Source organism: Streptococcus sp. SR1 (assembly GCF_000526075.1).
Taxonomy (GTDB): domain Bacteria; phylum Bacillota; class Bacilli; order Lactobacillales; family Streptococcaceae; genus Streptococcus; species Streptococcus halitosis.
This window is the reverse complement of sequence record NZ_JATR01000014.1, coordinates 101,216-114,280: the sequence shown is the minus strand read 5'-3', so window position 1 is coordinate 114,280 and position 13,065 is coordinate 101,216. Positions and strand designations below refer to the sequence as shown.

The window sequence follows — 13,065 nt, the reverse complement described above, 5'->3', positions numbered from 1 at the left end:
GGATAATCTAACCACTAGGGATTGCAGGACTCTCACCATCTCCCGCTCGCTGAAAATATAGTTGGTTGGATCTTGTTCTCACATTTTTTATAGGATAAGAACAGATTCTTTGTTTGCATCGTCCTCAGTTGCCGCAGTAGCTTCTACTTCAACTGACTCTTCATGCTGGTCACTTTCTTCTGTCTGTTGATTTTGTTGAGCTTCAAACTCAGCTAATTCTTTGTTGCCAGCCTCAATACGAGCTTGCAATTCAGCAACCTCTTCTGGTGTGAATTGACGAGTCATATCAATAGGCTCTTCCTCTGGTTGTAAAGATACAGTTTCACCAAGAACTTCACCCACCACTTCTTTAAAGGCTTCATCACTTGTCTGAAGGTAAGTAGCTGTTGGGCGAAGAATGTCCTCCCAATCTGATGACTCAACAATAGCCAATTGACTTTCAATCGTAGACTTGAGGCGTTGATGGAATACACGACTCTTGTTCTTCAACTCTTCTGTCTCAACAGCCACTTTCTTAGCGTTATCTGTTGCCTGACGGAGAATTTCATTTGCCTTGTATTTTGCTTCTTCTAGCAAACGCTGAGCGTCTTGTTCAGCTTGTTGAATAATATTGTTCGAACGTTCTTGAGCAGCCTGTTTGACACGCTCCGCAGTATCTTGAGCAATCAAAACTGACTGACTCAAGGAATCTTTCATCTCATCAAAGTAAGACAAACGTTCTTCCAAACTCTTGATGTGTGTTTCTTTGTCGTGATTACTACGAACCAAATCTTCATAGTCACGAACAACGATATCAAGAAATTCATCTACTTCTTCTGGGTCAAAACCTCTAAATCTTGTACCAAAGGTTTTATCTTTAATTTCTAACGATGTAATTGGCATACTTTTCCTCACTTACTTAATAATAATTGAATGCTTAATTTTATCTTGTCTTTTTTTGTCTGTCCATTGTCTTTGACAACTTTTAGACGGCCAAACTTTCTCACACTGATCAAATCTCCAACGGCAACCTGGTAATCAGATTTTTCAACCAGATGATAGTTTACTTGGACAGATTTTTTCTCAATCAGTTGACTAGTTTGATTTCTAGATAATTTCAAGGCACTTGATAAGAGGGCATCCAATCGAAAACTCGAAACTAAAATTTCTCGTTCTCTAAAGTCAATTTTAGATATAATCCTATCGGTAAAAGGACGTTCCTCCAGCGATACAGGAAGTCTGCCAATCCTTCTTATCCCATCCTGAAAAAGAGGAATAAAATCACGATTGACAAAAATCTGTGCTCTCTTTTCATCTACCAAGATATCACCAAATAATTTACGGTCAATTCCTAGCTGGTTGATGATTGTTCCCAATATTTTCCCATGACTCAGTTGTTCAAATTTGCTCGGATAACAAATTTCTAACAAGGTCATTTCAAAATCTGATATTTCCGGTTCAAAGTAATCTGGATAGAGAAGAACACGAACCGACTCCGTCGGAAGAAAATCACCACTACTTTGGCAACCCAGTCCATATGTCCCAGCAAGAACCCTTAAGATCTGTTCCTGATGGGGATTGATAAAAGGTGTAAGCACTGGCGCATATGTATCTTCTACCCGCCTTATCCACTCTATTCCCTTGTCAATAAAGGGAATATCATCTTGGGAAAAATGCTGATAAATGGCTCGATTTACTGTCATAGTAATAGGACTAGTCGTGTTAAGATATTTCCAAGAAACTGGATTAGAATCAGCGCGACCCAAACCGTAAAATCAAGACCAGCAAATTGTAAATTGAGCTTACGAAGTGGCTCGATAACTGGACGAGCAAGTCTGATAACTAAGCGGCCTAGTTGACTTTCATAGGCATTTGGAAACCATGAAAGAAGAGCAAATGCAACGAGAATGATGGAGTAAATGCTAACCGCATTTTGGATTAAACGGATTAAGAAAATCATTATCTTGCTCTATTTCGTTTAATATCAAAGTCGAACTCGGCACCTTGTGATTCATCTGGAAGTTTGATATCTTCAATATTCACGATAACGTTGACAGGCGTCAATAGATACATCGTACTCGCAACCTTTTTCATATTTCCAGCCAAGACGTGACGAGCTCCATCCAAGTAATCAAGACAGCGACGCGCTTGTACTTCTGTCATGTATTGGAAATCAATCAAGATACTTTCATTTCCAGTTAACAAATCAACAATCTCAGTTGCATCCTCATACTTTCTTGGATAACGAACATCAATCGTCACTTTCTCATCTGAGTGATGGTGTTGCTTTGCCAACTCTTGTTGACGAGCATGAAGGCGAGTAATATTCGCATCTTTTACTGATCCCGGCTGAGCAGATGCTGGTAATTCTTTTGAAGATGAGATGGTTGGGCTAACTGTTTCCTCTTGTTGAGTCTGGTAGTTAGTCACGTCTTCTCCATCTTCTGTAAAATAATCTATAAATTTATCGAATCTATCTTTTAAAGACATAGCTCTCTCCTATTTAAAAAATGCTGTACCGATTCGAACAAAGGTCGAGCCGAACTGAATCGCTTCTTTAAAGTCACGACTCATTCCCATGCTTAGCTCTGTCATCGGCATATTAGGGATTTGTTTTTCTCTAATTTCTGCTTGCAGAGCCTGCGTATCCTTGAAAATTTCTTTCAATTCATCACTGTCTGCCTCAAAAGGAGCCATGGTCATTAAACCAACATACTCAATCTGATCTAACTTAGCCAATTCTGGCAAAAGTTCTAGCAATTCTTCTTTTGAAAACCCATGCTTACTTTCTTCCCCAGAAATATTAACTTGCAAGAAACACTTGATAACATGATCTGTTCTCTTTTGAATTTCCTGGGCTAATTTTAGAGAGTCTAAAGCATGAAAGTAATCCACATATGGGATTACTTCTTTTACTTTCCGTCTCTGTAGTGTTCCTATTAAATGCCAAGTGACCGGGTAATCTTTCAAGGCCTGATATTTTTCTAAAAATTTATCAACTCGATTTTCACCGATATGATGGATGCCAAGCGGAAGCAAGGCTTCCGCTGTTTGTACATCTACATATTTTGTCACTGCGATTACTGAAACAGCATCTAGATTACGGTTGGCTTTTTGACTAGCATCAGCAATTTGCTGAAAAACTAATTCAGTGTTTTTTTTCAAATTCATTGATTAACGATTTTTGAAGAATGGAGGTGTATCCAATTCATCCTCATCTTGTGAAACTGGTGTTTCAAAGCGTTCAACTGGTGAAACAACGGGATCTGTTTGGCGAACAATTGACTCACGGCGCAAGTCCCAATCCCCAAAAGCAGATGCTTGGTTGGTTTCAAAGCGACGTGGACTTGATTTAGGCAGTTCTGCTGTCTCTTCCAAGTCGAATTGACGGTCAAATGTGTGTGCTTGTGGAGTTTTAGTTGATGGTCGACCAACTGGTTGGTTGGTAGCAGACCCGACTACTTTTTCTAGTCGTTCTTGACGAACACCTGTCGCTACAACAGTCACACGGATTTCATCCTTCATGCTTTCGTCGATAGATGTTCCAAGCCAGATGTTTACACCTTTGCCAGCTGCTTGATTGACAATTTCTGAAGCTTCTTCTGCTTCAATCAAAGTCAAATCAAGACCACCAGTAACGTTGACAATCACATCCTCTGCACCATCTATAGTTGTTTCAAGAAGTGGAGAGTAAATTGCTTTACGCGCCGCTTCAACAACGCGTTCTTCACCACTACCGATACCGATACCCATAAGGGCATTCCCTTTGTTTGCCATTACAGTCTTCACGTCAGCAAAGTCAAGGTTAATCAATCCTGGGTTCGTGATCAAGTCAGTGATCCCTTGAACACCTTGACGAAGAACGTTATCTGCTTCACTAAGAGCTTCAAGAAGCGGTGTTTTCTTGTCAACAATTTCAAGCAAGTTATTGTTAGAGATAATCAACAAAGTATCAACATGCTCGCGAAGTTCATTGATTCCTTCTACAGCGTACTGACCACGTTTGCTTCCTTCAAATCCGAAAGGACGTGTCACGACACCAACTGTGAGAGCACCAAGATCTTTAGCGATACGTGCAATAACAGGGGCAGCACCTGTACCAGATCCACCACCCATACCAGCAGTGATGAAGACCATGTCTGCACCGCTGATTGCTTCCGTCAAAGCTTCTTCGCTTTCCTCTGCAGCTTTACGTCCAACTTCTGGACGACCTCCAGCACCCAAACCACGAGTCAATTTTGGACCAAGTTGGATAACGGTTTCTGCTTTCGTACTGCTAAGTGCTTGTACATCAGTGTTGGCTGCGATAAATTCTACACCAGCAACACCTTCGTCAACCATGCGGTTGATGGCGTTGCCACCACCACCACCGACACCAATTACCTTAATAACTGCGCCTTGAGCTGCTGCTGTATCAAATGAAAATGTCATAATTTCTTATCCTCTTTTATTCATCAAACATGCTTCCGATTAAACCACGGAAACGTTCTGTTAGCTTCGGTTTACTTTGAGAACTTGCTTGGAATTCTTCCTTTGGAGCAACTGGAGTTTCCTGTACAGTTTCAACTGGAGTTGGCTGCGTTGGGCCTGGTTGCGCCACAGGATTCAAACGTTGATTTGGAATGCCAAAGTTAATTGGTTTTTGACGAAGGAATTCATCTCCTTTAACTGCTTTTTGAGCAAGAAGATTGACTTCAGTCAATTTACCAGCAAACTCAGATAAACTAATTACGTGAGCAAATGCAGGGTTGCGAATTCCAACCTGATTTGGTACATAGAGTTTTACACGAACACCAAATACTTCTTGGGCTAATTCAACAACGCCCGGCAAAATTGCATTTCCACCGATAAGGACGATACCTCCTGGCAAATCCAACAAGTGTCTTCTTTCCAACTCTTGTTTGATTTGGTCAAAGATATGTTTGATGCGTGCTGAGATAATTTCTGCCAAGTAGCTCTCTGTCACTTCAACAGGCTCTACTTCGCCAATTACTTCAACTTGGAAAGTTTCATTACTTGCTAGCGGAACATAAGCTTCACCATAGTTCAGTTTCAAACTTTCTGCAATCTTTTGAGATGTTTTCAAGACTTTAGAGATGTCTTTTGTAACGTAATCTCCACCTTCTTGGTAGATGTTGGTGAATTGCAATTCTTGATTGCGGATAGTCGCTACAGTAGTCTGACCTCCACCCATGTCAATGACAGTCGCACCAAATTCACGCTCGCCTTCATTGAGGACTGAGTTCACAATCGCCAAAGGTGAAATAATCACATTATCAACCTGGATACCTACACGTTCGACCGTCTTGCGAAGATTGTGTAGAATCGTACGAGGACCTGTGTAAAGCAGACCACGCATTTCCAAACGGACACCCATCATACCACGAGGATCACGGATTCCTTGGAAACCATCCACGATGAATTCTTCTGGAATAAAGGTAATCACTTCACGATCAGGAGTCATGCTCTTTGTCAAAGCTGATTTAACAACATCTTCAACATCCTGATCTGTGATTTCTTTTGTATCTGATGTTACAGGAATCATTCCTTGTGTTGGTTCGACCTGCAGAAGATTTGCTGGAAGACCAACGTTGACAGACTTGATAGAAATACCTGCTTTCTCTTCTGCCTGTGTGATTGCGGATTTGATTGCCGAAGCAGCCGCTTCAATATCAACAATAATTCCGTCTTTTACACCTTTACTTTTGGCATTACTAACACCAATTACATTTACTTCGCCATCTCTATGCTCAGCAACTAACACCTTAATGGAGCTAGTTCCGATATCTAAGCCTGTAAAAAAACCATCTCTAGTCATTACATCGCATCCTCTCTATCTTCCAAGTTTCTCACTTCTATTTAATAACTATGTTTGGGCATAGCTATTCAAAGAATATTATAACACAAAAAAACTAATCATGCTTAGTTTTTCGTAAATTTCCTGCATGTTTTTTGAGAACATATTAGAAAATTTTTCTTCTGGAAAAAGTTTTTGATGTTCTTGTCAACAATTCGATAATATTTATAACCCATCAAAAAAAGAAGGTCTTTTTAGACCTTCTCTTGAATAAATTCTTCCGATTTTTGCTGTAAAAAAATCTCTAGCAATTTTGCTGTTACGCAAATTGCTATCACGATAACGCTCGAAACAATAAGGTAATTCAAAAGTTGTCCGTGATTTCCAACAAGTGGCGGTCTCGTTAAGAAACCATAATCCCCACTGACAACTAAATTAACAACCCATATCAAAGCGTTCAAGGTGAAGGTAATCACCGCTACATTTTTGAAGCTGAGCAGGGAAGCTTCATAGTTTTTAAACAAGTATAAGAGTGCATTTCCCAAAAGTGCCACATGTCCGATAATGAAGGACAGGATGGTCACGTGTGGAAACGGATAAGGATCAAATAGTGGATACGCCAGAGCTGCTGTTGCTCCAAAGACTCCTAGAAGGGCAAAGTATTGCTTGTACTTAGAGGTTCCCGGGATCAGGAGCAAGACAAACATGGCAACACGGCAATGATAGAAGGGTAAACTTTCTGACAGGGGCAGATGGTTTCCCCAATACCAGCCATACAGAACAATCAGTTGAACAGATTGAAGAATCTGAATAAATCGTTGGTAAGCCACTTTGTCGCGAAAACGATAAGAAGCGTAGAAAGTAAAGGCCAGTAAACATAACAAACCAATATACCAGTGGAGTTCAAACTGGGGCGGTTCTGATATCTGCGTGGTAAATAATTTATCCCACAAATTCATATTCTATTCCTCGTTCATCTAGCTAGAGGCAGTAAAAAATTCACTTTCTCCAGCTTTTAAATTTTTTGAAAAAACTTGATTCTATGCTATTCATAGAACACTTGCGTCTTAAATTCGCAACCTATTATATCATTTGTATTGCAGAAATGCACTTTACAGACACCCTTTTTTGATTTGTCGACTTCTCTAGCACAAACTAATCGACATATTGGTCTCTTTGTCCTTTATAAACTTGCCAAAGAATCTCCATTTGCTCCTTGGTGATGCGTTTTTCAGATAAGACTGGCAATTGGTCAATGGCAAAAAATTGAAGCTCAGCAATTTCTTGATTCTCTTGAAATTGTCCATCAAGAAGTTGGCATTCAAAGACAAACTTTGCATATTGTTTGCTCTGTAGTTGGAAACGATTGGTGTCAAAAACTGCAAGTAACCTTTCAGCTTTTGCTGTAAAGCCGGTTTCTTCTTCAATTTCTTTGAGAATATTTTCGGTTGGAGAGTAGCCGACTTCACCAAATCCACCTGGCAAAGCCCAACTATCCTCTCCTTTTCCTCTAACTAAACATACTTTTTCATCCTCAACAATCCAAGCACGGACGTCCATCAGAGGAGTTGCATAAGCGGAAGTTGGTTTCAAGACTTCTGCCACTTCTTCTGTATCGAGGTCTGATACCTGATTCAACATTTCAGATAACAGGCTTCGCAAGTCCTCATAGCGCTCACGGTCAAAAGGATCTTTTGTAAAGGTTAATCCAGTATCCGTAATAGCTAACATTCTTTGAAGATACTTGGCAAAATCATTTGCATTCATTTTCTAAACTTTCTACCAACTTGGCTAGATTCATGGAGTTCGAGCCTTTGAGCAAAATTTGATCATTGGCACCGAGGCTTTCCTTAACCTGCTTGACTAGGTCTTCAAATTGATCTTCGCTCGCAGTTTTCTTAAAGTAGAATACATGACCGATTGGGAACATTTGACTAGCTAGTTGTGCCAATTCGGCAATGTCTTCTCCGTAGAAAATAACGGTATCCAGCACATCTGGCGAGAGGCTCAAAATCATCTGGTTATGGAGTTGAACAGACTGGTCACCAAGTTCCTTCATGTCCGCTAAGACAGCGATTTTCTTGCCCCCTTCATTAGCTGGGATGGCAGAGAATGTCTCCAAAATCAACTTCATAGCAGTTGGATTGGCATTGTAGACATCTGACAGGATATCTGCTCCATTGGCTGCTTTCTTCCACTCAGTACGATTACGGGTCAATTCTAGGTTCTGAAAGGCCTGATGAATCTGTTCCTCTGAAACTCCTTCTTGTAGGGCAACATAAGATGCAATCATAGCATTGGTGGCATTGTACTTACCTGTCACTGGCAAATCGAGGGCTTGTTCCAAGAAATTGGCCTTAAAGGTCAGACTATCCTTGCGTTCGACCAAGTCTGTGATTTCCAATTCTGCCCCTTGCCCAAAACGAACTACCTTTTTGTCAGTAGGCAAGTAGTCCTCTACAATCGAATCAGTTGGTGCTAATAGCAAGGAATTCGAAGCCATACCATCTGCAATTTGCATTTTCCCTTTAGCAATCTCTGAACGGTCTTTGAAAAAGGCCAAATGAGCTTCTCCAACCAAGGTCACGATGGCTGTCTTAGGATGAGCCAATTCAGACAAAAGATGGATATCTCCCAAGTGATCCTGCCCCATCTCCAAGACCAACTTTTCTGTCCCTTCAGGCATGTGGAGAACTGTGTAGGGAAGTCCAATCTCGTTATTGTAATTGCCTTGAGTTTTGTAGGTCTTGTAGGTTGTTGATAGCAAGTGCGCCAACATATCCTTGGTCGTTGTTTTACCATTTGAACCCGTTACCGCAAAGACATCAACTGCTGTTTTTTCAAGATAGTAGGCAGCTAGGGTTTGAAAGGCAGACAAAACGTCATCTACTAAAATGTAGGGATGATTTGCAACCTCTTTCTCAGACAAGGTTACTGCTGCACCATTTTCAAAAGCTGTTTCGATAAAGTCATGACCATCACGTGCACCTTTGAGGGGCACAAACAAATCTCCCGTCCCAATCAAACGACTGTCAAACTCAGCCTTTTCTAACTGGGCATCCTCAAAGATACTGACATCATTTTTAGCTCCAACAGCTTGGGCGACTTCATGGATTGTTAGTTTCATTTCTACTCCTTTAAAAAGGGTTGAAGTCTGAGAACTCTAATCACCTACAGTGACGATTCTGGCTTCTACCCCTTCTTTCATTTTATAGCAAATGCGCTTCGTGCTTGTTAAAGCTCTCCTTAGCAAGGTCAACCAAACGCTCGATTAGTTCTGGATAGCTGATTCCCATATTGTCCCAAAGTAGTGGGTACATAGACCACTGGGTAAAACCTGGCATGGTATTGAGCTCGTTTAGGAAAACCTCGCCCTTATCTGTATAGAAGAAATCACAACGAGATAGACCAAGGCCACCGATCGCACGGAAGGCAGTTTCTGCATTTTGACGCATGACAGCTACTACATCATCACTAATCTTGGCTGGGATGTCCATGGTAATCTTGTTGTCAATATACTTGGCATCGTAGTCATAAAAGGCAACATCCTTGACCACTTCACCAGGAAGCGTGCTCTTAACATCGTAGTTGCCCAAAAGACCAACCTCGATTTCACGGGCATTCACCCCTTGCTCTACCAAGACACGGCTGTCATATTGGAAGGCAAGTTCTAAGGCTTGACGGAGTTCTTCTTGGTTTTCAGACTTAGAAATACCGACACTTGAACCCATGTTTGACGGTTTCGTGAAGACTGGATAAGTCAATTTTTCTTCAACTTCAGCGATTTTAGAAGTCACATCATCACCTTCAACGATGGCCACATAAGGAACTTGGGCAATCCCTACAGATTCTAAAACTCGCTTGGTCGTGATTTTATCCATGGCAAGGCTTGATGACAAGATATTGCAGCCGACATAGGGCATTTTCAAAACTTCAAGAAATCCTTGAACAGAACCATCTTCTCCCATCGGACCATGAAGGACTGGGAAGACCACTGCACCTTCTTCGTAGATGGCACTTGGCGCTATTTTCTTGCCCCAGTCAATAGTCGCATTTGTCATGAGACGATCCTCTTGACCTGGAGTCCGGCTAAATTCCTGTGTTTTGATAAAGTCACCTGACTGGCTGATAAAGAAAGTCTTGACTGTGAAACGGTCGTAGTTGACCGCACGCATGACACTTTCAGCTGACAATACAGACACTTCACGTTCTGCACTGCGTCCGCCGTATAAAAGAATAATCGTTTGTTTCATATTACTTGTCCTAATTCTAATAGAATACTCGTTCTTTAGTATATCATATTTACTTTTTTTTTAAAACTTGAAGCTAATACTGATCTTCAAAAAACATAAAAAGAGACCGATAAAAACAAAGTCGGTCTCCTCGATTTTTGTATAATGAATTGAGTTTGTCAACTGGTCTTCACCTACAACTCTGTCCGATTTTCAATGGCTCGTAAAAGTGTGACCTCATCCGCATACTCGATATCTGCTCCCACGGCTAGGCCTCGTGCTAGGCGAGTGACCTTGATACCAGCTGGTTTGAGCAAACGAGAGAGGTACATAGACGTCGCTTCCCCATCTGCTGTCGCATTGGTTGCCACGATTACCTCTGAAACCTCACTATCCATGAGACGGGTCATGAGGCTCTTGAGATTGATATCGTCTGGACTGATACCATTCATAGGAGAAATGAGACCGTGCAAGACATGATAGAGTCCGTGGTATTCTTGGATATTTTCCATAGCAGCCACATCGCGACTATCCTCTAGCACTAAGATGGTTGTCTGGTCTCGAGTCGGATCTGTACAGATCGAGCAAGGGTCATCATCGGTCAAGCGACCACAGATGGAACAATAGGTCAATTCCCGCTTGGCAGATAGAAGGTTTTTGGCAAATTCATTGACATCGTCATCAGACATTCCAATGGTATAGAAGGCGAGACGGGTAGCCGTTTTGATTCCGATACCTGGAAGCTTCGAATAGCTATCAATTAACTTGGCAATAGGTGTTGGATACAGCATAAGTTCCTTTCTAATTCATTGGATGTTGTTGGTTATAGAGGTTGATAATATCTCGTGCAATTGAAGGTCCGACACCATTTGTTAGGTTGGTATTATGAGGAAAGACGACTGCGACCGCGATTTGAGGATTATCAGACGGAGCATAAGCAACTGCGTTGGTATTATTGGCCTTTTGACCACCATTAACATAACTTTCGGCCGTTCCCGTTTTCCCGCTTATGGAAACGGCTGCGCCATTTGAAAAGGCACGACCAGTTGTCAGAGCGCTCGTTCCATGCGAAACTTGATAGAAACCTTGGTGCAAGAGAGCCATATCCGCTTCTGAGATATTGATCTTGTTCAGTTCCTTGGTGGCTGTTTCTTGAACTAGATTGCCTAAGCCACCTTGTTCATTGTTTCCATAAACTCCCTCAACGATGTGAGGAGCCAATCGTACGCCATTGTTTGCAATGGTTGCGACATACTGGGCTAACTGCATAGGTGTGTAGTTATCAAACTGGCCAAAGGCGTTATTAATATAGTTGGCTAAATCAAATTCTTTTGGTGTAAATCCTGTAGATTCATCTGGGAGGTCAATCTCCGTTGAAGCTCCGAGTCCATATTCCCCAAAAGTTGATCGCAATTTGCCCATTGCAGTCTCTAACTGATCAGTTGCGACTATCATATTTGGCTGGTAGGACTGTCCCATGATCCCTAGCGCAGTCTGAACCATGTAGGTATTAGAAGAGTACTCCAAAGCTTCAACTGCTGTGATAGGGAAGGAGCCATAGGATAAGGTATACCATGAATTGATCGGAGCCGAACCTTGGAAAACAATCGGCTGATCTGTCAAGGTTTGATTGCCTGACAAGACCCCATTTTCCCAACCAGAGCTAAGGGTTGCCGCCTTAACGACAGATCCTGGAACAAAGACATTGGTTATCGTTCCAAGCGAATCTGAACTTAATTCACCGGATTCGACATTATGCTTGACACCCGACATCGCTAGAACTGCACCGGTTTTAGGATTGAGGGCTACAGCGTAGACTCCTTCAGAGTATTTAGCTCCACCGTTACCCAACTCTGAGTTGAAGTAGCTCTTGAGTAGGTCATCTACACCATTCTGGAAAGTTAGGTCAATCGTTAGTTTGATGTTGTTTCCTTTGCTTCCTTCTTCGACATTTTCTACACTTTCCATATTTCCGTGTTTGTCAAGGTGGATTTCCTTGACGGAGCGTTTGCCTTGAAGAACATCTTCATATTGCTTTTCAAGATAGGAAGTTCCCACTCGGTCATTGAGAGAATACCCTTTTTTCAAATAAGCGTCCACTTCCTCCGCTGGAAGACCTGATTTTTCACTTGATACACTACCTACAATTGAAGACAAAGAAGTGTCTAGGACTTTCCGATCCCATGAAGTTGAAATACTAATCCCTGGTAATTCCTTGGATGCTGATGCAACGAGAGCAACTTGGGTATCATTCAAGGCATCCGTAGAAATGGTGCCCGTCGCAAAATTTTCAACGGCATTGAGCTGACTAAAGAGATAGATTTCCTTTTTCTGGTCATCTGTATAATTGAGTTGACTCACGTCAATACTTTCAACTGCATTATTGTAGAGAGTCGCTTCAGATAAGCGGTTCCCATCTGAATCTAGGCGTTTATCACTTGGCAAGGATTCGACTGTTGTTTTGTAAACGTCCTGGTCCGCCAAGTAGTAGTCTGCAATCTGACGGTCTGTCAAATTAGGGGAGGTCACATTCACATATGTGAGAAGTTTCTTGGCTGTCTCCTTCAATTCAGCTGCTGTCATTTTATTGTTTCGTGTGAAAGAAACAACCTGCTTGACAGTGTTTTCTACCAAGGGTTTCCCTGCCGCATCATAGATCTGTCCACGAGCTGAACTGGTTGTTACCCTTGTCTGGCTGGCTGAGGCCAATTTTGTTTCATAGAAATCTTTATTGAGCACCTGCATGTATAACAATCGACCAATAATGGCCATAAACAACAGGATAACAATGGCAAACAGTAAATTAAGCCGAATAGGAATCGAATGGCTATTGAATTTTCTCATACAACTAAGACTCTTTTCTAGAAAAATTTCCGATTTTCACCTTTATTTACATATAAAACAATAGAGCAAACAGGTGATGTTCAGTACATTTCATTGTACCATATTTTACGGAGAAACTCTTGGAAAAGTCGAAGCATTTTTTGACTTTCAACCGAAAATGCCTTTTTATTTGGTTATCCTAACTTCTATGATATAATGATAGTAATAGTTAGG

Annotated in this window: 13 protein-coding genes; all 13 read right to left on the bottom strand. The window is 41.4% G+C overall.

Features of this window, described 5'->3' with window-relative positions; all coding sequences use genetic code 11:
- Positions 1–87: 87 nt before the first annotated feature.
- Positions 88–882: a DivIVA domain-containing protein gene (locus tag HMPREF1518_RS04385; RefSeq protein WP_033584416.1), complete on the bottom strand. Its 795-nt coding sequence runs from the start codon at positions 880–882 to the stop codon at positions 88–90.
- 8 nt (positions 883–890) lie between these two features.
- On the bottom strand, positions 891–1,682 hold the full coding sequence (locus HMPREF1518_RS04380) for a YlmH family RNA-binding protein (protein WP_000217806.1): 792 nt from the start codon (positions 1,680–1,682) through the stop codon (positions 891–893).
- Positions 1,679–1,939, bottom strand: a complete 261-nt coding sequence (locus tag HMPREF1518_RS04375) for a YggT family protein (RefSeq protein ID WP_000576502.1) — start codon at positions 1,937–1,939, stop codon at positions 1,679–1,681. The genes HMPREF1518_RS04380 and HMPREF1518_RS04375 overlap by 4 nt, the downstream gene beginning before the upstream one ends.
- Positions 1,939–2,469, bottom strand: a complete 531-nt coding sequence (locus HMPREF1518_RS04370; RefSeq protein ID WP_000053359.1) for a cell division protein SepF — start codon at positions 2,467–2,469, stop codon at positions 1,939–1,941. Before HMPREF1518_RS04370 ends, HMPREF1518_RS04375 begins: the two co-directional genes overlap by 1 nt.
- 9 nt (positions 2,470–2,478) lie before the next feature.
- Positions 2,479–3,150 carry a YggS family pyridoxal phosphate-dependent enzyme gene (locus HMPREF1518_RS04365; protein ID WP_001049621.1) on the bottom strand — a complete coding sequence of 224 codons (672 nt, stop codon included), beginning with the start codon at positions 3,148–3,150 and terminating at the stop codon, positions 2,479–2,481.
- A 3-nt stretch (positions 3,151–3,153) separates the two neighbouring features.
- Positions 3,154–4,410: a cell division protein FtsZ gene (gene ftsZ, locus HMPREF1518_RS04360; protein ID WP_000144258.1), complete on the bottom strand. Its 1,257-nt coding sequence runs from the start codon at positions 4,408–4,410 to the stop codon at positions 3,154–3,156.
- Between the two features lie 16 nt (positions 4,411–4,426).
- Entirely contained in the window at positions 4,427–5,797 is a 1,371-nt protein-coding gene (gene ftsA / locus HMPREF1518_RS04355) for a cell division protein FtsA (protein WP_007521209.1), read from the bottom strand.
- Between the two features lie 233 nt (positions 5,798–6,030).
- Complete coding sequence (locus tag HMPREF1518_RS04350; protein WP_007521207.1) at positions 6,031–6,735, bottom strand: YwaF family protein; 705 nt, start codon at positions 6,733–6,735, stop codon at positions 6,031–6,033.
- A gap of 196 nt (positions 6,736–6,931) precedes the next feature.
- Positions 6,932–7,543: an NUDIX hydrolase N-terminal domain-containing protein gene (locus tag HMPREF1518_RS04345; protein WP_000993247.1), complete on the bottom strand. Its 612-nt coding sequence runs from the start codon at positions 7,541–7,543 to the stop codon at positions 6,932–6,934.
- Positions 7,530–8,903, bottom strand: a complete 1,374-nt coding sequence (locus HMPREF1518_RS04340; protein ID WP_000778721.1) for a UDP-N-acetylmuramoyl-tripeptide--D-alanyl-D-alanine ligase — start codon at positions 8,901–8,903, stop codon at positions 7,530–7,532. The genes HMPREF1518_RS04345 and HMPREF1518_RS04340 overlap by 14 nt, the downstream gene beginning before the upstream one ends.
- Positions 8,904–8,985: 82 nt before the next feature.
- Positions 8,986–10,029: a D-alanine--D-alanine ligase gene (locus HMPREF1518_RS04335; protein ID WP_007521202.1), complete on the bottom strand. Its 1,044-nt coding sequence runs from the start codon at positions 10,027–10,029 to the stop codon at positions 8,986–8,988.
- Positions 10,030–10,202: 173 nt separating this feature from the next.
- Positions 10,203–10,799 carry a recombination mediator RecR gene (recR, locus tag HMPREF1518_RS04330; protein ID WP_000966754.1) on the bottom strand — a complete coding sequence of 199 codons (597 nt, stop codon included), beginning with the start codon at positions 10,797–10,799 and terminating at the stop codon, positions 10,203–10,205.
- A 10-nt stretch (positions 10,800–10,809) separates the two neighbouring features.
- Positions 10,810–12,852, bottom strand: coding sequence for a penicillin-binding protein PBP2B (pbp2b, locus tag HMPREF1518_RS04325; protein ID WP_033584412.1), 2,043 nt, complete (start codon positions 12,850–12,852; stop codon positions 10,810–10,812).
- Positions 12,853–13,065 lie beyond the last annotated feature (213 nt).

Bases quoted from the DNA above. Each gene is read 5' to 3' on its own strand.
- HMPREF1518_RS04335 (WP_007521202.1), bottom strand. From the start codon at position 10,029: ATGAAACAAACGATTATTCTTTTATACGGCGGACGCAGTGCAGAACGT.
- pbp2b (WP_033584412.1), bottom strand. From the start codon at position 12,852: ATGAGAAAATTCAATAGCCATTCGATTCCTATTCGGCTTAATTTACTG.
- HMPREF1518_RS04375 (WP_000576502.1), bottom strand. From the start codon at position 1,939: ATGATTTTCTTAATCCGTTTAATCCAAAATGCGGTTAGCATTTACTCC.
- ftsZ (WP_000144258.1), bottom strand. From the start codon at position 4,410: ATGACATTTTCATTTGATACAGCAGCAGCTCAAGGCGCAGTTATTAAG.
- ftsA (WP_007521209.1), bottom strand. From the start codon at position 5,797: ATGACTAGAGATGGTTTTTTTACAGGCTTAGATATCGGAACTAGCTCC.
- HMPREF1518_RS04365 (WP_001049621.1), bottom strand. From the start codon at position 3,150: ATGAATTTGAAAAAAAACACTGAATTAGTTTTTCAGCAAATTGCTGAT.
- HMPREF1518_RS04340 (WP_000778721.1), bottom strand. From the start codon at position 8,903: ATGAAACTAACAATCCATGAAGTCGCCCAAGCTGTTGGAGCTAAAAAT.
- HMPREF1518_RS04350 (WP_007521207.1), bottom strand. From the start codon at position 6,735: ATGAATTTGTGGGATAAATTATTTACCACGCAGATATCAGAACCGCCC.
- HMPREF1518_RS04345 (WP_000993247.1), bottom strand. From the start codon at position 7,543: ATGAATGCAAATGATTTTGCCAAGTATCTTCAAAGAATGTTAGCTATT.
- HMPREF1518_RS04385 (WP_033584416.1), bottom strand. From the start codon at position 882: ATGCCAATTACATCGTTAGAAATTAAAGATAAAACCTTTGGTACAAGA.
- recR (WP_000966754.1), bottom strand. From the start codon at position 10,799: ATGCTGTATCCAACACCTATTGCCAAGTTAATTGATAGCTATTCGAAG.
- HMPREF1518_RS04380 (WP_000217806.1), bottom strand. From the start codon at position 1,682: ATGACAGTAAATCGAGCCATTTATCAGCATTTTTCCCAAGATGATATT.
- HMPREF1518_RS04370 (WP_000053359.1), bottom strand. From the start codon at position 2,469: ATGTCTTTAAAAGATAGATTCGATAAATTTATAGATTATTTTACAGAA.